Origin of the sequence: Ferrimonas kyonanensis DSM 18153 (genome assembly GCF_000425405.1) — a bacterium.
Taxonomy (GTDB): domain Bacteria; phylum Pseudomonadota; class Gammaproteobacteria; order Enterobacterales; family Shewanellaceae; genus Ferrimonas; species Ferrimonas kyonanensis.
In genome coordinates this window covers 265,248-283,360 of the sequence record NZ_KE384363.1, presented here as the reverse complement: position 1 = coordinate 283,360, position 18,113 = coordinate 265,248, and the positions used below count along the sequence as shown (strand labels likewise).

Annotated in this window: 15 protein-coding genes; 6 read left to right on the top strand and 9 right to left on the bottom strand. The window is 58.8% G+C overall.

All coding sequences use genetic code 11. The features are described 5' to 3' along the window. The first annotated feature begins 3 nt into the window (after positions 1 to 3). A complete protein-coding gene (gene yfcC / locus H598_RS0114800) occupies positions 4 to 1,536 on the top strand; it encodes a putative basic amino acid antiporter YfcC (RefSeq protein WP_084144485.1) in 1,533 nt (510 codons plus the stop codon). 127 nt (positions 1,537 to 1,663) lie between these two features. Here the strand turns inward: yfcC and cdd are convergent, their stop codons facing one another. Together cdd and sbcB are read right to left on the bottom strand one after the other, a co-directional pair. Beyond that, positions 1,664 to 2,551 (bottom strand): cytidine deaminase, encoded by an 888-nt coding sequence (gene cdd, locus H598_RS0114795; RefSeq protein WP_028113691.1) that lies wholly within the window; start codon positions 2,549 to 2,551, stop codon positions 1,664 to 1,666. A 116-nt stretch (positions 2,552 to 2,667) separates the two neighbouring features. Then, positions 2,668 to 4,077 carry an exodeoxyribonuclease I gene (gene sbcB, locus H598_RS0114790; RefSeq protein ID WP_028113690.1) on the bottom strand — a complete coding sequence of 470 codons (1,410 nt, stop codon included), beginning with the start codon at positions 4,075 to 4,077 and terminating at the stop codon, positions 2,668 to 2,670. 604 nt (positions 4,078 to 4,681) lie between these two features. Between sbcB and H598_RS26615 the strand changes: the two genes are divergently transcribed. Next, positions 4,682 to 4,846, top strand: a complete 165-nt coding sequence (locus H598_RS26615; protein WP_156897068.1) for a hypothetical protein — start codon at positions 4,682 to 4,684, stop codon at positions 4,844 to 4,846. Positions 4,847 to 4,856: 10 nt separating this feature from the next. Here H598_RS26615 and H598_RS0114780 read toward each other — a convergent pair whose 3' ends face one another. From H598_RS0114780 to H598_RS0114755, 6 genes are all read right to left on the bottom strand, one after another. Next, positions 4,857 to 6,824 (bottom strand): transglutaminase TgpA family protein, encoded by a 1,968-nt coding sequence (locus H598_RS0114780; protein ID WP_028113689.1) that lies wholly within the window; start codon positions 6,822 to 6,824, stop codon positions 4,857 to 4,859. Beyond that, a complete protein-coding gene (locus tag H598_RS24530; RefSeq protein WP_051252755.1) occupies positions 6,814 to 7,740 on the bottom strand; it encodes a DUF58 domain-containing protein in 927 nt (308 codons plus the stop codon). The genes H598_RS0114780 and H598_RS24530 overlap by 11 nt, the downstream gene beginning before the upstream one ends. Continuing rightward, on the bottom strand, positions 7,740 to 8,648 hold the full coding sequence (locus H598_RS0114770) for an AAA family ATPase (RefSeq protein ID WP_028113688.1): 909 nt from the start codon (positions 8,646 to 8,648) through the stop codon (positions 7,740 to 7,742). Before H598_RS0114770 ends, H598_RS24530 begins: the two co-directional genes overlap by 1 nt. A gap of 62 nt (positions 8,649 to 8,710) precedes the next feature. Further along, positions 8,711 to 10,606, bottom strand: a complete 1,896-nt coding sequence (locus tag H598_RS0114765) for a transglycosylase SLT domain-containing protein (RefSeq protein WP_028113687.1) — start codon at positions 10,604 to 10,606, stop codon at positions 8,711 to 8,713. 47 nt (positions 10,607 to 10,653) lie between these two features. Further along, entirely contained in the window at positions 10,654 to 11,967 is a 1,314-nt protein-coding gene (rmuC, locus tag H598_RS24525; RefSeq protein WP_425402365.1) for a DNA recombination protein RmuC, read from the bottom strand. 111 nt (positions 11,968 to 12,078) lie between these two features. Beyond that, positions 12,079 to 12,537 carry a hypothetical protein gene (locus H598_RS0114755; protein WP_028113686.1) on the bottom strand — a complete coding sequence of 153 codons (459 nt, stop codon included), beginning with the start codon at positions 12,535 to 12,537 and terminating at the stop codon, positions 12,079 to 12,081. Between the two features lie 347 nt (positions 12,538 to 12,884). Here H598_RS0114755 and H598_RS0114750 point away from each other — a divergent pair, with 347 nt between their 5' ends. From H598_RS0114750 to H598_RS0114735, 4 genes are all read left to right on the top strand, one after another. After that, positions 12,885 to 13,883 (top strand): LysR family transcriptional regulator, encoded by a 999-nt coding sequence (locus H598_RS0114750; protein WP_028113685.1) that lies wholly within the window; start codon positions 12,885 to 12,887, stop codon positions 13,881 to 13,883. A gap of 114 nt (positions 13,884 to 13,997) precedes the next feature. Next, positions 13,998 to 15,017 carry a protein-methionine-sulfoxide reductase catalytic subunit MsrP gene (gene msrP / locus H598_RS0114745; RefSeq protein ID WP_028113684.1) on the top strand — a complete coding sequence of 340 codons (1,020 nt, stop codon included), beginning with the start codon at positions 13,998 to 14,000 and terminating at the stop codon, positions 15,015 to 15,017. Continuing rightward, entirely contained in the window at positions 15,017 to 15,643 is a 627-nt protein-coding gene (msrQ, locus tag H598_RS0114740) for a protein-methionine-sulfoxide reductase heme-binding subunit MsrQ (RefSeq protein WP_028113683.1), read from the top strand. Before msrP ends, msrQ begins: the two co-directional genes overlap by 1 nt. A gap of 68 nt (positions 15,644 to 15,711) precedes the next feature. Further along, the gene (locus H598_RS0114735; protein WP_028113682.1) at positions 15,712 to 17,484 is read left to right on the top strand and encodes a DUF885 domain-containing protein; all 1,773 of its coding nucleotides are present in this window, start codon (positions 15,712 to 15,714) and stop codon (positions 17,482 to 17,484) included. A gap of 59 nt (positions 17,485 to 17,543) precedes the next feature. Here the strand turns inward: H598_RS0114735 and H598_RS0114730 are convergent, their stop codons facing one another. Beyond that, positions 17,544 to 17,816, bottom strand: a complete 273-nt coding sequence (locus tag H598_RS0114730) for an HU family DNA-binding protein (protein WP_028113681.1) — start codon at positions 17,814 to 17,816, stop codon at positions 17,544 to 17,546. Between the last annotated feature and the right edge of the window lie 297 nt (positions 17,817 to 18,113).

The window sequence follows — 18,113 nt, the reverse complement described above, 5'->3', positions numbered from 1 at the left end:
ATCATGAGCGATACTCAAGCCACCGCCGTAACCACGCCGGGCAGCAAAACCTGGCAGATGCCGGACACCCTGATTCTGATTTTTGTGATTGGTGTGCTGGCCGCTGCCGCCACCTATCTGATTCCGGCAGGCAGTTTTGATACTCAAACGGCCACCTATGCCATGGACGGGGTTGAGAAGACCCGAACCGTCATTGACCCGGCGTCCTTTGCCTATGCCACCGATGACAATGGCGAGATTGTCTACAACCGCGTCGGCTTGTTTGAAGGGGGCGGCGGTGTCGGCCTGCTTAACTTCGCCTTTGAAGGCTTGGTTTCTGGCTCGAAATGGGGCAGTGCCATCGGCGTGATCATGTTTATGCTGATCATCGGCGGTGCCTTTGGCATCGTGATGCGAACCGGAACCATCGATAATGGCATTCTGCGCATCATCGCTAAGACCAAGGGCAATGAGTCGCTGTTTATTCCAGTGATGTTTGCGTTGTTCTCGTTAGGCGGTGCTGTGTTTGGTATGGGCGAGGAGGCGGTGGCCTTTGCCATCATCATTTCGCCTTTGATGATCCGTCTTGGCTACGACGGCATCACCACGGTGATGGTGACCTATGTGGCGACTCAGGTGGGATTTGCCGCATCCTGGATGAATCCGTTTTCGGTGGCCATCGCCCAGGGAGTCAGCGGCGTGCCGGTGCTGTCCGGTGCGGATCTTCGCATGGCGCTGTGGCTCGGTTTCACCCTGCTGGGCATCGCGTTTACCCTGTGGTACGCCAAAGGGGTAAAGGCCGATCCGCGCCGTTCGTACAGCTATGCCTCCGATCAACCGCTGCGGGACGCACCGCAGCCGGACCTGAAAGACAGCCGTTGGAATCTGGGCGATGGCCTGGTGATGCTCACCGTGGTCGCGACCGTCATCTGGGTGATCTGGGGGGTAGTCGTGCACGCCTGGTATATCCCGGAAATTGCATCGCAGTTTTTCACCATGGGGGTGGTGACCGCCCTCATCGCGGTGCTGTTTAAACTCAACAACATGACCATGAACGACGCCGCCGATGCCTTTAAAGAGGGCGCCGGGCTGATGTTGCCACCGGCACTGCTGGTGGGCGCAGCCAAGGGTATCTTATTGCTTCTTGGCGGCAGTGACCCGGCCGAAGCGTCGGTGCTTAACTCCATTCTGCACAGTGCCGGTACTGCCATCGGTGGCATGCCAGAGATGCTGTCCGCCTGGTTTATGCTGGTATTTCAGTCGGTGTTTAATTTCTTTGTGACCTCAGGGTCGGGGCAGGCGGCGCTGACCATGCCACTGATGGCACCGCTGGCGGACATTGTTGGTGTCAGTCGTCAGGTGGCGGTATTGGCGTTTCAGCTTGGGGATGGCTTTACCAATGTGTTGGTGCCGACCTCGGCATCGCTGATGGCCACGCTGGGGGTGTGTCGCATCGATTGGACCGATTGGCTTCGTTTTATCTGGCGTTTTATGTTGATGCTGTTCGTGATCTCCAGCGTGGTGGTGGTGGCGGCTCAGGCACTGGGATACGCCTGAGCGTCTTTTGACAGTGCCAACCGCAATAAAAAAGCGCTGCCCCTAGGCAGCGCTGTTTGTTGATGGTTTCGCCGAAGCGGCTCGCAGAAACCTCAGACGGCGGTGGGCCACCTGAAGTTTGCGAGTTTTAACTCTGTGCTTTGTAGGTTTCAAGTTGGACCTGACTGATGGTGCCCAGGGCGTCGCTGCCACTGTGAAGGAAGCTGATCTGACCCTTGTCACCTTCCACCAAAATGGCGCGATGAATGCGGTCAAAGCCGATGCCCTGACGGGCCATGGCATTGATGGCCATCTGCATCGGGGGCAGGCTGGGGTTGAAGGCGGCGTTTTCGGCGTAACGGCCGACGAACACCTGGCCCGATTCCGTGGCCAGCACGATGGCGGCCGGGGTGTTGCTGTAAGGGGCATAGGAAGCATTGGCTTCCCGCAACGCACGTTGTACCAGCGGATCGTCGCTGTCCAGAGTCATCTCGTGGTCATTGCCATCAAGCAGGCCATCTTCCATGCCCAGATCTTTTGGCCCGAAGGCGTAAGGCAGGTAGTGGGTCAAGGGTTGAGGCGGTTGCTCCGGCAGACGGATGGTGAGATTGTCATTGTTATTCAGTTCAGTCATAAACTGACGACAATGCCCGCACGGTGAGTAGTTGACGGTGATGCCAACCAGCTTTTGTTCCCCCGCCAGCCAGGCGTGGCTGATGGCAGACTGTTCGGCGTGTACGGAGTGGAACAGGGCTTCGCCCACCAACTCCATATTGGCTCCCATGTAGATGTCTCCGGACTCACCGTGGGCGATGGCACCAACGAAGAAATTGGAGATGGGCGCGTATGAAAGCGTCGCGGCAATGGGTAGCAGTGCCAGATACAGCTCGGTACCAGACAGGCCGGATTGATCGCTTAATTCCTTTAACTGCTCAGCGGACAGGTGTCCGGCAAAATGGTCCGTCAGCATTGGCGACACCGCGTCGGCCAGCGCTTTGGGCAATTGAGTTAACGCGTCGTTAAAACGGTTGTTCATCCTCAATCCTCAATTTATGGAACTGAATTACAGTTTAGGGAGTTGTTGATCAATCTGATGTGATCACGATCACGCCCACTTCCAAATATAGGGGAAGTGGGCGACATTTCTCAGATTTACAGTGACTGAAGATGGTGGTAGAGGGATTTCAGCAACGCCATTTTGGTCTCATCTTGTTGATGGGTCTCCACTAACTGCTCCAGCTTCATGGCGTATTCCGGATCATTGATTCTTTCCTGACAGTGCAGTTGCCAACGCTTTTGCTCCTGCTCCGACAGGGTGTAGGGGTAGTTGCGGGCGCGGTAGCGGAACAGCAGCGGCGCCAGGCGCGCGTCGCTGAATTGCGGGTTCAGTGCCGCCAGGTGCTCCGGAGCGGTGGCGCGTATCAGTTCCATCTGGCTGCGATCGGCGTCGGAGAAGAAGCCGCCGTACAACTGCTGATCGACGTCGCGGTCGTCACGACCGTCGCGGTCGTCACTGTACAGGGCGGTAAGTTTTTCACGAACCTGCTGATGGTGGCGACGCAGCAGGGCGAAGTTGTCGCGACAGCGTTGTTTGTCCAGGCCCAGGCGTTCGGCCTGCTGATCTTCCAGAGTGGCCGCCGGCGCGATAAAGGGGCTCTTATTGAAATGCAGCAGCTTCACCGGCACTCGAGGTTCCCCCGGTTCCAGTTCCCGGCTGGGGGTGTACAGTCGCTGTTTCAGTCGCGCTGCGTCCCACTCCAGCAGCGGGGTGATGTCCTGGTGCAAATCCACCACCACCACCGCATTGCGGTTGTCCGGGTGCCAGGCCATCGGCATCACCAGAGTGGCGCAGCCCTGGCTGGCGGGAAAACGTGACGATACGTGCAGCAACGGCTTCATCGCCAGTACGTCCACCAACTTGGAGACCGCTTGTTTGCGGCGCAGGGAGAAAAACCAGTCGTACAGCTTGGGCTGATGGGTTTTGATCAGTCGGGCTAGGGCGATGGTGGCTTCCACGTCGGACACCGCATCGTGGGCGTTGCCGTGGTCCAGGCCATTGGCCGCGGTCAGGTGCTCCAACTTGAAGCTGGGGTTGCCGTCTTCGCGCAGTGGCCACTCGATGCCTTCGGGACGCAGGGCGTAACAAGCGCGGACCAGGTCGATGATGTCCCAGCGGCTGTTGCCGTTCTGCCATTCGCGGGCGTAGGGGTCGAAGAAGTTGCGATACAGGGTGTAGCGGGTCACTTCATCGTCGAAGCGGATGGAGTTGTATCCCACGGTGCAGGTGCCTGGCTGGGCCATCTGGGCTTCAACTTTGGCGATAAACTGGGCTTCGACGTCGCCGAGGCGGTTGGCTCGCTGTGGAGTAATACCGGTAATGAACATCGCCTCTGGGCTGGGCAGGTAGTCAGCCGGCAGTTGGCAGAACAGTTCAATCGGGTCGCCAATGGGGTTCAGATCCAGGTCAGTGCGGATGGCGGCGAATTGCGCCGGGCGATCCTGGGCTGGATTGGCGCCCCAAGTTTCATAGTCGTGCCACAGCAGAGTTGGGCCGTCAGTCATCAATCTGTTTTCTTTTAAAGGGTTTGCGCTGAGTATACACCACTATTCCCGCCCGTCGGCAGGGGGCGGGTCAGATGGCGGCGAATTCGCAGCAGCCGCTGCCACAGGCGTCGCCGGCCTAAGCGGGCACAGGTCAGTCTCGGGTGGCAGTGTCACTGCGTAAATCGGCGTTGAAACCATCGGAAACGGCCGTTGCGATGCACTGTTTTTTTACAGATAACCGTTAACCCATTGAGTGGCCGAGCCTATGCGACGGTCTCCAAAACCGGTGGCCTTACAGCGAGGTATGACGGATTTCCATGCCTGAAGCGGCGTGCAATACGCCAATTAACTAAGCCCTACTCATCAGTGGTTAGCTGGTGACTGCCGCTCGCTCCGGTCCGCCGGTGTCTTCATTGGTTAAAATTTAGGCAGCATCGCCTAATTATTTGGTTTAACGTCGAGGTAGAACAAGGGCTGTGTTTATGGACAGTGTGCTTGTCAGAGCCCGGCTGATGCCGTTGCAATCGCAACCAACGGGTTGCCGTTATCGAATTGGAAAGCGCCAACATGATTGAAGTCACTGGGTTTTGTTCCGTAATCCTCGGGCAAAAGGGAGGTGTTTATGTCAGCATTTTCAACCGCAACTACCGGATTAATTCATTTCACCCTGACACTGACGTTTGTACTGGTTGCCGTTTCGGCTTGGCTCTGGTTTGCAAAGTGGCGCTTTGACGTGCCGGAATCACTCACCGACAAAGACATTGATGCCGACCTGCATCACCACTGAGTCGCCATGGCTACCTTCGCTCGTGGGCAGCGGCGCGGGCCAGGTGGCGTCGAATCCGCAGCAGTCGGTGCCACAGAAGCCGCCGGCCCCGGGGGACGCCAGCCGGGTTCGGGTTATAGCGTAACTGCTCAAATCGGCGCTGAAAGGCCCCCAGGTCGGCGGCGGCGCCGGGCCAGCGAATGGCAGCGTCGTGGATGATCGAGGTCATGGAGGCGTTGGCCGTTACCCTCAGGCCCCGCCGAGTCAATAGGTGGCGCAGTTGTCGCCACAGCAGCAGCTCCCATGCCGGCGGCCGCCAGCGAGGCAGCATGCCGGCCAGCCCCAGTTGAATCAGTGCCAGCGTCGCCAGCACCGCGGCGGTCAGCAGCAGGATGTGGTGGCTGCCACTGTGGGCCAGCAGTTCTGCCAGCCATTGCCGCTGTTGCTGTTTATCAAACTCCAGCACACTGCGTTGCCACTGGTAATCGAGGCGGTCCAGCAGGGCGTTCATGGAATCGGTGAGGGCAGGGTTTTGCAGCCACGTCGGCCAGGACAACGCCTGGAACAGCCGTTGCTGCCCCAACTGCTCGATGCGGTCCGGTGATACCTGCTGGGTGGGGTCACTGCGCAGCCAGCCCGCTCCCTCGACCCAGAACTCCACCCAGGCGTGGGCATTGAGCTGGCGCACCATCAGCCGGCCGTCCGGCAACCAGCGTCCCCCTTGATAGCCACTGATCAGGCGAGCGGGAATTCCGGCCGCCCTCAACAGGGTCACGGTGGCGCTGGCGTAGTGGCCACAGAATCCCGCTTGGGTTGTGAACAGGAAGTCATCCACCTGGTGGCGGCCGGTGGCGGGCGGCCTGAGGGTGTAGACAAAGGGTTGCTGCTGGAAGTAGAGCAGCAGTCGTTGCAGCACGGCTCTGGGGGGCAGGCCCTCTGAGCGCAGCCGTTGGCCCCAGGCCAGGGTCCTGGGATTGCTGTGTTCGGGAAGCTGCAGGTAGTCCAGGCCGGCCTTGGCCGGCGTGGGGGCGAGACCCGGCTGCCAGCGAAAGGTCAGTTGCGGTGAGCCGGATTGATACAGCCTTTGCCAGAGATCGCCGCTGATTTGCCCCAGAGAGGCATCCCGACTGTGACTGCCTGCCAGGCTGGGGATTCGTAACTCCGTCTGTGGCCAGCCGAGCAGTTGGTAGCCGTGGTGACTGTCCCCCTGTTCGTGATTCGGTGAGCGGCGGGGCAGCGTGGGTTGTGCCCGCCATACCTGGCCGTCAAAGTGAGACTGAATCCACACCCGCCAGTACAGGTCACGGTCTTGAGGCGGCCGGGTAAAGCGAGCGCTGAAGGCCGGTTCATTGGATTGAGTCAGCAGCGCAATCTCCCCCAAGGCCAGCTCGGCACTTAAACCGGTGCTGGCGCGGCCACCCACAGGTTGTTGCCACAGCGGTTCTAATCGTGGCAGTAGCAGGTACAGAATCACAGCCATTGGCAGGCTGCCCAGCACCAGCTTCAGGCTCATTCTCAGGTTGTGGGGGGCACTCATGGGGCGATGCAGGCTCAGCAGTATGGTGGCGTTGAGGATAAACAGCGCCAGGGCTGACATCAGTTTTAGCCAGGACTGCTGCTCAATCAGGCTGAGGGTGATGAGGAAAAAGCCCACCAACACCAGGGTCAGGATATCCCGGCGGCTGCGTACCTCCAGAGATTTGAGGCAGTAACTCAGGGCGATCATGATCCCCAGGGTGACAGCGATGCCCTGCTGAAGATAGATGGGGATCAGCGCCAGCAGAACCGTCAGGGTCAGGGTAAACAGCAGCCAGGTTGGAGGGCGCCGAACCTTGCCAAGAAAGATGGCCAGGCTCCATAGCAGTGACAGGTTGACGATGGCCAGCGCCCAATTCGGCACCATACCGATCAGGTGAATCACCAGCATCTGCTGAGTCATCAGCAGCCAGCCTTGAGTCTGGCGCAGGGCAACGGTGGTCAGGGTTGGCTCAGGGATCATGGGGTTCCACTCGGGCCAGTAGGGTCAGGCAGTGATGCAGGTGCGACCGGCCCAGTTTCGGCATCAGGGTCTCGGTAGGGGTGGACAGGCCAACGGGGATCCCCTGTTGGTGCAGTTGCTGTAGCCGTCCGGTCAGTTCGCTGAGATGTTGCTCCAGTTGCGGGTGCTGGCTGTCCACCGTCAGCAACTGCGGGTTAGGGCTGGGGCCGTCGAACTGCTTGATCAGCATTCCTCGCTGCTGGGCCAGCTGCTTCCAGGCAACTCGACTGAGGCTGTGGCCCCGTTGCCAGGGTTTGAGCCCCTCGAACTCGTCGCCTGTTGATTGGCGGTCCTCTCCCTGGTTCGGCCGGGATTGGGGCGGCGCCGGGGTGCCCTCGGTCAGGGGGCGCGGCCAGATCCAGGCCGTCTGATTCAGGGTCAGGCGGCTCCAGACTCGGCATAGGCCAAGGGGGTAACGGCTGCTGATGATCAGCGGAGGCGGAGTCAGCGGCCCTCGTTGGCTGGAGGGCCAGGGCACGTCCAGTCGGGAGGGGGTGGCGGACAGGGCGTGCAACTGTTGTTTGTCCCCTTGCACAAACCTCAGCTGCAGGTGGTAGTTGTGGCCACTGCCGGACAAGTTAATGGGAAAGTGCACCGGATCACCGGCGTGGACGCCGGAGGCAGGTTGAGGGCGAAGGGTGACTCCGGCCAGGTTGCGGTAACAGATCAGCAGGCAGGAGCTGAACAGGCTGAACATCAGAAATGCCAACATCAGTATCAAATTGTTCTGGTAGTTGGAGCCAAACAGGAACAGCACCAGCGATAGCGCCAGAAACAGCACCCCGAAACGGGTGGGCACAATCAGGATGTCATTGTGGCTCAGGGTCCGTTGCGGGCAGGCTTGCAGCGGCGGCCGCCGCCAGAACGACAGAGTCATCAGCGTATCGGGTTAACCGCCTCCAGCAGGGATTGGGCCCGGCCGTTGCCGCGATGATGACCGGCTTCGAGCCGGTGTTCGGTGACCGCGGTAAACACCGCCTGCACGTCATCCGGCACGGCAAAGCTGCGACCGTGCAGCAGGGCCCAGGCCTTGGTGGCAGCCAACAGTGCCCGGCTGCAGCGCGGGGACAGTGGCGTCGTGCCCTGATGGCCATTGCGGCTGGCCTGAATCAACTCAAGCAGGTAATCCAGCACCATATCGGCGACACCGACTTGGTCGGCCTGTTGCTGCAGCTGCTGCAGCTGCGCCGGCCCCATCAGGGCGCTGAGGCGGTCACCACTGTCGGCCAGATGCTGACCGGTTAGCAGCTGCTTTTCCGCTTCCAGGCTGGGGTAGCCCAGGCTCAGTTTCATCATAAAGCGATCCAGCTGCGATTCCGGCAGGGGAAAGGTACCGGATTGCTCCATGGGGTTTTGGGTGGCGATGACAAAGAAGGGTTGCGGCAATGCCCGGGTAATGCCGTCGGTGGAGACCTGACCTTCGGCCATCGCTTCCAGCAGGGCACTCTGAGTCTTGGGGCTGGCTCGGTTGACCTCGTCGGCCAGCACCAACTGACTGAACAGGGGGCCGGGATGAAACTCAAACTGCTGCTTTGGCGTGGTATAAATGGACACGCCGATGAGATCCGCCGGCAGCATGTCGGCGGTGAACTGCACCCGCTGGTGGCTCAGACCCAGGGTACGAGCCAGGGCGTAGGACAGGGTGGTTTTGCCCATGCCGGGGAGGTCTTCAATCAGCAGGTGCCCTCGGGCAATCAGGCAGGTGAGGGCCAGCCGAATGGCGACGGGTTTGTCCAGCAGCACCTGTTGTAACTGGTGAATCACCGGTTCCAGAGATTGCGGCATCGAACACTCCTTGTTGATTCAGCTTCAACAAGAATAGTTCAGCTTTATCGGCGTGGGAGGCTTTAGTAGCGCCGCTGCCATTCCGCTTGGCTCACCAGGTCCGAGGGCCGTTGTTGCAGGGTTCGATAGATTAACTGGTAGCTAAGGATGGCTTTGACGTAGTCCCGGGTCTCCCGGTAGGGGATGGTGTCCACGAACTGATCCATGGCCAACTTGCCATCGCTATTCTTTAGCCAGCGCTTAACCCGGCTTGGACCGGCGTTGTAAGCGGCAGCCGTCAGGATGCGGTTGTCCTGGTATTGATCCATCAGTTGTTTCAGGTAGGCACTGCCAAGCTGAATATTGAATCTGGGCTGATACAGCGATCGGGCGCCGGAATAGCGCAGCTTTTGCTGGCGAGCCACCTGTTTGGCGGTGGTGGGCAGCAGTTGCATCAGGCCATAGGCATTGGCACCGGAGCGGGCCAGCGGGTAGAGGGCACTCTCCCTTCGGGCAACGGCCCTGAGCAGGGTGTCGTCCAGTTGTTGCTGGCGGGCAAAGTGGGAAAAGTCATCGCCGTAGGCGTCGGGAAAACGCCAGGGGACCGCGTCCCAGCTCTTGGCGGTGATGGTGCCCTGGACACTCAGGTAGTGCCAGCCCTGCGTATACGCCAGTCGGGTCAGGGCCCACTGCTGCGTCTTGTTGGCTCGCAGCAGTTGCCAGCGCCACTCACTGCGGGCGGCGCGGTGATCGTCAAGGGCGAGCAACTCGCCAATGCGTTGTACCGACGCCAGTGTCGACACCCTGGCGGTCAGTTGCGGATCATCCTCAGGCAGGGTTTGGTTCATGCGGTAGGGCAGCCCCAGCCGCTGCGCTGCCAGGAAGCCATAGTAGCTGCGGCGTTTGGCCAGGGCTCGGTAGGCGGCATCGGCCTCCTCGGTCAGGGCCAGTTCCTCCATGGCTCGGGCACGCCAGTATTGCCAGTCGTCGGCTTCGGTGTTCTGAATTCGGGCCAGCCAGTGGTTGATGGCCTGCCAGTCGCCGCGGGCGATCAGCTGGCGGGTGCGAAGCACGATCAACTCGTCTTGTGGGAAGGACTCCATCAGTTGCGCCAGCTCCGGGGTCCACAGGTTATCGGCCAGGGCAAAACGTACGATTCGGGTCCGAACCTTGCTTTCATGCTCACCGAGCTGCCCCTGCCAGCGCAGGTAATGCTTGAGGGCGTATTCCGGAGCACGACGCGCCAGTCGGTACAGGGTCACGGCGGCGATCTGCTGGGCCTGTTTATGCTGGCGTTTGATGGTGGTGCGCTGGCGAATCTCTTTCGGGTGTTGATACAGGCGAACCAGCAGGTCGCCGCGCTCGCGCCAGCTGCGGGACAGCAGGGTGTTCAGGTACGCCAGTCGCTGGCCTTGATTGCCTTCAAAGGTCAGCAGCATTCGCTGCCAGATGATGGCGTTGTTGCGCTGGCCGGCTTTTTGCCAGGCACGCAGCAGTGGCGTACAGGCATCCGGCAGGCTGCGGTCGGTCAGCCACAGATCATGGGCGCCAGACCAGGCGGTGTCGATGTCCCCTTCAGCCAGCCGGGCTCGGTAATAGTAGCAGCGTAGATCGGTGTTACGGGGAGGTTGAGGACTGATGCTGAGGAAGATCGACCAGCGCTTCTGTTTGCCCGCCTGAACCAGGTAGCGGTGTTTAAAGCGGTCATACAGCGGCGTATCGGTCAGGGAGGAGAGAATTTCCACCGCCTGCTGGGCGGTCAGCTTATGCATCTGGCCGGAGCGGTGTTCAAAGTCCAGGTAAGGCTGCAGCGGGTAGTCTTTGAGCTGGTTTCGTAACCGGCGGAACTCGTCGTTGTCACCCTGTTTCAGTGCCGCCAGCGCCTGTTGATAGTGCTGTTGCTGCGGCGATAAGACCGGCTGGGCCGACAGTAAGCCAGCCCAAAACAGTGTGATGATCATCCAGCCAATCCGGGCCATAGTTCGTCCTTCTGCTGCCACCAGGACTCAGTGTAGTCCAGGTAGGGTTACTCTTTTGTGTCAACCGCGTCCCTGTGATCCAGCATCGGGTTGAGGGCGTCGTCCACCAGGGCCGCCTGCGGCTGTTTGCTGGTGGTGGCCCCCAGTTGCTTCATCTGCTCCGCCTGACGAAGCAGGTTGCCGCGACCGGAGGAGAACTTGCCCAGGGCTTTCTGGTAACTGCCCTGAGCCGTATCCAGTGCCCGCCCCACTTTGAGCAGGTCATCGGAAAAGCCCACCAGCTTGTCGTAGATTTTTCCCGCCTGAGCGGCGATCTCCTGGGCATTGCGACTCTGGTACTCAAACCGCCACAGGTTGTTGATGGTTCTCAGGGCCACCATCAGATTAGTGGGGCTGGTGAGCAAAATGTTCCGCTCCAAGGCAAAATTTACCAATTCTGGATCCGATTCAATGGCGGCCAGGAAGGCCGGTTCAACCGGAATGAACATCAATACGTAGTCCAGGGTTCGAATGCCGTTAAGCTGCTGGTAGTCCTTGTCGGACAGGCCTTTGATATGGGCCCGTACTGATGCCAGGTGGTCTCTCAGGCCGCGCTGACGATCGTCGTCGTCCTCGGCGTTGAAGAAACGCTCGTACCCCACCAGCGACACCTTGGAATCGATCACCACATCTTTGTCGTCGGGCAGGTGCACAATGACATCGGGTTGGTAGCGTTTGCCGTCGTCCTGTTTCAGCGCGGCCTGAGTGTCGTATTCGTGGCCTTCCCTCAGGCCACTCTGAGTCAGCAATCGTGCCAGCACCACTTCGCCCCAGTTGCCCATGGCCTTATTGTCGCCCTTGAGGGCTTTGGTCAGGTTGAGGGCATCTTCACTCATCTTCAGGTTCATGGCCTTGAGATCGTCCAACTGATGCTTGAGGGCGAAACGCTCTTTGGCTTCCGAGGTGTAGCTGTCCTGAACCTGTTTGCGAAAGCCATCCAGTTGTTGCTGCAACGGGGTCAGTACGGCACTGAGTTGAGACTGGCTTTGCTCACTCAATTGTTGGCTTTTGTTGTCGAAAATTCGGTTGGCCAGGTTTTCAAACTGCAGAGTGAGGCGCTTTTCGCTGTCCAGAGCCTGCTGCACTTGATGACGCAGGGATTCCTCCCGGGCGCGGCTGTCCGCCAGGGCACTGTGCAGTTGATTTAGCTCCTGTTCTTTATGCTGCAGGCGGTTGTCGTGTCGTTCCAGTTGTTCCGCCAGTTGTTCGTTGGTGGCTTCCAGGGTTACCGACCGGTGTTCGGCTTGTCGCCGGCCGCTGGACTGCCCCAGCCAGCCAATGGCCACAGCGATGAGAAAGGTAACGCCCAGAGCGGCTAACACGAGAGGGTCGGTAAACATGGCACCTGCAGCAACATTAAATCAGTGAGTGACTAGAGTGTCATTGACAGCCAGGGCCCGCAAGCGGCACTGATGCAACTGCTGGTTTTCGCCTCAGTGGCCGTCGGTTTTGCCATCAATGCTCAGGTGCAGTCCCAGGTAGCCCGTCAACGCCGGTTGAGCCGGGGTCAATACATGTTTCACCATCTGGTCACGCTCAAACGCCATGATTTGCATGTCCCAGACACAGAAGGACTCGTTGTCGGCCAGACGCCAGTGGCCATCGGCGTCGCGATCACGCACCGCAACCTGAGTCAGGCATTCGTTGTGATTGGCCCAGTAGCACACCACCAGGTAGTCCCGCTCGACGCCGCGGTGCAGGATGGCAAAGCCAACATGGGCATGCTGAAACGGGGGCTTTTTGATGATGAACGGGGTGATCCAAGCCATCGCTTCGTTCAGTTGGTCAGGCTCTGGCATGGTGGCATCAAAACTGACCCGGTAGGTTTTCATTGATACGTGGCGCAGGGACATCAAAGGGCCGGGAGCAATGGTTCGGGGGTGATAAGCCATAAGCGTGTCATCCTTAATCCGCTCCCCGTCAGTGGCGAGCCGTGGGCGATCCATGTGGTTAAACCTACGCCGCCGACATGCCGCTGTCCAGCCCAAAGCCGACGGCAAGATCGAACTGTGGGATTCTACTGGGTGGAAATGCCAATTGCGCATTTTGCGATCGTGATATCGTCATCAGGTGGGCGTGTGGTTCACAGTTCGGTATTTTGCTGGCGGATGGCATTGAGAAGCCGGCAAGATGTTGTGATGATGCAGGAATTGGAACTCGCCGACTCCAAATCCGAAACTCTGTTAACAGAGCCTGGAGCGGCTTGATAAACCCCAAAAGAGGGTGCTCAGAGGTGAAAATGGAAACGTTGGAACAGTTGCATAAACAGGTTCGAGGTCTGTCGTTCTTCGATGTTCAGGTGTTTGTCTATCTGGGGAAATATCTGAACTCTAAGGCGGTGGCCAGCGAATTGGAGGTGCTGCCCTCCAAGGTCAGTCGCAGCCTGAGTGCCATGCGCTTAGTGTTCAACGACAAGCTGTTTATTCGGCGGCAGTACAATTTTGAACCGTCGCCACTGGCGGTGCAGCTGTACCCATTGATGGAGTCGGTGAAAGCCAATCTGGATCGTATGGTGCCGGTGGTGATGGGCAATCAGGGACGGGCTAAGCAAGAGCGGCAGAAGGTCAATCTGGCGGTGCCGGCGACCCTGAGTAACGGCTTGACCAATTACCTGCTGGAGGCGGCGCGCAGCCAAGGTGAAGAGATCGACATCAGCCTGCGAATCTGGAGTGGCAGTCTCAACACTGACACCAACTCCGATGCCATCGATCTCGGGATCTATCTCAGTGCCGTACCGGTTAAGGGCGCGGAGTCCGAGTTCATTGCTTTTTCAAAAAACACCTGCGTGGTGGCGGATAAAACGCACCCTCTGTGGCAGCAGTTTGACCGGTTCGAAGAGGTGATCTTTGATTACCCCTTTGTGGTGACCGAGTGCGCCTCCTTTAACGATAATCAGGACCCCATGGAGGATTTTGCCAAGCTCAATGGCCGCATACTGAACATTCGTGCCCGGGTCAATACGCTGGATGAGCTGGTGAGCATGTTGGGGCACCGGGACAGCTTCAGTTTTACCGGTGGCCGCCGCACTGTGGAGTTTTTAAGGGCCAACGACAACTTGAAGGTGCGGCTGGTACCCAGCCAAATCCGCCGTCGTCTTCATCAGGGCATCGGTAATGGCGCTCGCGAGCCCGGGTATTATTTGACCTACAAAGAGCGACAGTCCTGCCCGGCCTGGCTGTTGGAGGCGTTGCGTCGCTATATTTTGGAGTGTGTGGAGGTGGAAGACCTGCTGAACTGAGTGTCGCCCCTGGTCTCGCCCCCTCACCGATGCTTCAATTAATTGAGAAGCTGTTGAAATGCTTTAGCCGTTATCAAGGTCTAACAGGGGTAAGTAGCAAATAGGGACAGCGCAATGACATTCTTTCGCAAGCCACAGTGGGACAGATTCAAAGACAACGACGTGACCCCCGAAGAGGTATTTCGGGCCCGGCGTCAGATCGCCAAAGCGCTGGGGTTGGGGGCCATCAGTGCCAGTGTGCCACTGAATGTGCAGGCGGGGTTGCTGGACTGGTTTAGCCAGGGCAGTGACAAGGATGCCATGGCGCCGCGGCGACCGTTGACATCGGTATCCAGCAACAACTACGGCATCAGCGATGAGTTGACGCCCGAGGATAAGATCCTTACCCACAACAACTTCTATGAATTCGGCACCGCCAAGACCGACCCCTACAAACATGCCCAGGGACTGAAAACCCAGCCCTGGAGCTTGTCCATTGAAGGCGAGGTCGACACGCCACTGACTCTGGACGTGGACGAGCTCATCAAATCCCTGCCCATTGAGGAGCGCATCTACCGCTTACGCTGCGTCGAAGCCTGGTCGATGGTGATCCCCTGGTTGGGGTTTCCGTTGTCGGCGTTGCTGAAGAAGGCCAACCCCACCAGCCGGGCCAAGTACGTGGCCTTCGAGACCCTGTACGACCCGAAACAGATGCCGGGGCAGGCGTCGCGGTTTGTGGGGGGAGGCATCGAGTACCCCTATGTGGAGGGGCTCAGAATGGATGAGGCGATGAATCCGCTGACCCTGATCTCCGTCGGCCTCTACGGCCAGACCCTGCCGCCGCAGAACGGCGCACCGATTCGGCTGGTGGTGCCATGGAAGTATGGCTTTAAGTCAATTAAATCCATTGTTCGCATACGCCTGGTGGAAACCATGCCACCCACCACCTGGAACCTGCTGGCCAGCCATGAGTATGGCTTTTACGCCAATGTGAACCCCCAGGTGGATCATCCCCGCTGGTCTCAAGCCAGTGAGCGTCGCATCGGTGCCGGTGGCCTGCTGTCGGCCAAGCGCATTCCCACCGAACTGTTCAATGGCTACGGCGAACAGGTGGCGGGCATGTATGGCGATCTGGACATGAGGCAGTGGTATTGATGAGGCTCACTAAAGGCCGGCTGCTGGCGCTGAAATCCCTGTTGCACCTGTGTTTCCTGCTACCGCTTCTGTATTTGGTGGTGGCAGTGCAAGCGGGGGCCGCCGGCGGTGATCCGGTACAGTATGTGATCCACTTCCTGGGCATGGGGGCCCTGCATGGCCTGATGGCCAGCTTGCTGGTGTCGCCGCTGGCGCGGTGGTGGAAGCTGGGAGCGCTGGTTCGGGTGCGGCGGCTGATCGGGTTGTGGAGCTTTGCCTACGCGCTGCTGCACCTGGGGGCCTTCCTGGCACTGGATCTGCTGGGGGACTGGGGGCTGCTGTTGGCCGAAGTGGTTCGGCGTCCCTACATCGTGGTGGGCATGCTGGCGCTTGTGATTCTGACGGCGCTGGCATTGACGTCGACTCAGGGCATGCAGCGTCGGCTGGGTCGTCGCTGGCAGCGACTGCATAACTGGGTCTACCTGGTGGCACTGCTGGCACCGGTGCACTTTTGGTGGTCGGTGAAGTCCGGCTGGTATGAGCCGGCGCTGTATCTTCTGTTGTGTCTGGGTCTGTTGGCGCTGCGGTCTAAGTTATGGAACATCAAGTCATTTCAACAAATTGTTACCAACTTTAACCGGGGCTAACATCGACCCCGGATTCATGGTTTACTGACCCCTGAGAATCCCCCATCAGACTCAGGGAAGTCATAATAATGAAATTGAAAATCGCCGCCCTGGCGCTGCTAACCGCCGTCGGCCTGGCGGGCTGCCAGTCTCCTACTGCCGAAGTTACCACTCCCGCTCCCTGTCTGGCCGAGTGCCAATCGGCAAAGTTCGATAGGGTGGGCCAGGAGTTTGTTCAGGATCTGTGGCGTCAGTCGCCGACTTGGGCACTGTACAGTGGCTTCTACGATTATGCCGATCAACTGGAGATTCCCGATGCCATGAGCCGGGCCTCCGAGGCTCAGTTTGTGGCCCGTTGGCGGGCCAGGCTGGCGCCGTTTGCCCAGCAATCCCTGACCAGTGGTGCCCGCATCGACCTGGCACTGATCACCAATGTGCTCGATAAGATGGAATGGGAAAATACCCGTTTTAAATCCTGGCAGTGGAATCCGGCCAACTACAATGTGGCCGGTCCCTTTGCCCGGCTGATGAATGAGCCCTACGCCGCCGACGAGGTGCGTTTGCGGGCGATCCTCGCTCGTATGGAGTTGGTGCCAGACTATTACAGCGCCGCCCGGGCCAACATCAGTCATCCGACTCTGGAACACACCGAACTGGCGTTGCTGCAGAATCAGGGGGCCCTGACGGTGTTCTCAGATGCCATGCTGACCATGGCGCAGGACTCCGGCCTGTCTGCCCAGGAAAAGGCCTTGTTTGAGCAGCGTTTCTACGTCGCCAAGCAGGCGATTCAGAGCCACATCGGCTGGCTGGAAGCCAAGGTGGCCCAGCTCAAGAAGGACGGGGCCCGCTCGTTTCGCATCGGTGAAGCCCTGTATGAAGAGAAGTTTGCCCTCGACATTCAGGCGGGCATGACCGCCAAGCAGTTGTATCAGAAGGCGCTGGCGGACAAGTCTCAAGCTCAGAAGCAGATGGTGACCATCACCGAGCAGTTGTGGCCCAAGTATTTCCCCAATACCGCCATGCCTGCCGATGAGTTGGTGGCGGTGCGGCAGATGATCGATCACCTGTCGGCTCATCATGTTCAGCGTGATGAGTTTGTCAGCGAAGTGCGCAAACAGATTCCGGAGCTGGTGCAGTTTGTTAACGACAGCAAACTGGTGACCCTGGATCCGGAGAAGCCGCTGGTGGTCAGGGAAACCCCGGCCTACATGCGCGGGTTTGCCGGTGCCTCGATTTCTGCACCGGGTCCGTACGATAAGCACGCTAACACCTACTACAATGTCACGCCGCTTGATGGCATGAGTGATGAGCAGGCAGAGAGCTACTTGCGCGAGTACAACCACTGGATCCTGCAGATCCTCAATATCCATGAAGCGATTCCCGGTCACTACACTCAGTTGGTGTACTCCAATGAATCCCCCAGCCTGATCAAGAGCCTGTTTGGCAACGGCGCCATGATCGAAGGCTGGGCGGTGTACGCCGAGCGGGTGATGCTGGAGCAGGGCTATGGCGGCTACGAGCCGGAGCTGTGGTTGATGTACTGGAAATGGAACCTGCGGGTGATCACCAACACCATCATCGACTACGAGATTCAGGTGAAGGGCATCGATCGGCAGCGGGCGATGTCACTGATGGTGGACGGGGCCTTCCAGCAGCAGGAGGAAGCGGCGCAGAAGTGGCGTCGGGCGACCCTGAGTCAGGTACAACTGACCTCATACTATTCCGGCTTCCGTGAGATTTACGACTGGCGTGAAGACAATAAGGCGCAACTGGGGCAGCAGTTTGACCTGCAGCGTTTCCATGAAACCTTCCTGAGCTACGGCTCGGCGCCGGTGAAGTACATCCGCGAGCTGATGCAGTAACCTGGCCGCAAGCAAGGGTTGAAGCCGTCTGTTTCAGACGGCTTTTTTGTGACCGTTGGTTATTGAATGGCGGCTTTAAAGCTGTCGTTGGGGCGAAACGCCGCGCTGGTTCGAAAGGGGATTTCCATCGGCTCGCCGGTTTGCGGGTTACGACCGGTCTTGGGCAGATGATGGCGAATCTCAAACACCCCCATCTTTGGCAGATACACCTTCTCGCCCTCATGCAGGGCTCGGGTAATGCTCTCCTGTAGCGCTTTCAGGCTTTTCTGGCAATCGCTGTTGCTCAGGCCGCTACGTTCAGCCATCAATTGGATCAGTTGTTGGCGATTCATACTAGTCTCGGATTGTCGCTAAGGAGCGGCTTTATACCTGAAACATAGGAGAAAATCGAACTCTGTTCGGCTGACTGCTGGATACTTGGTCGATTCGACGGGCAAAAGAAAGCGCCAACTAAGGGGAGCTGGCGCAACATGACATGCTTTGGGAACATTAAGCGTTTTGAAGTGTATGCGGTTTTGTTAATGCTGACTGTGAGTTGGCTCACGGGCCTTCAGAAACCAGACAGGAAAGATAACTTCCGCCATCAAATAGTACATTCCATTTAAAATCATTTACTTATTGAAGCATTA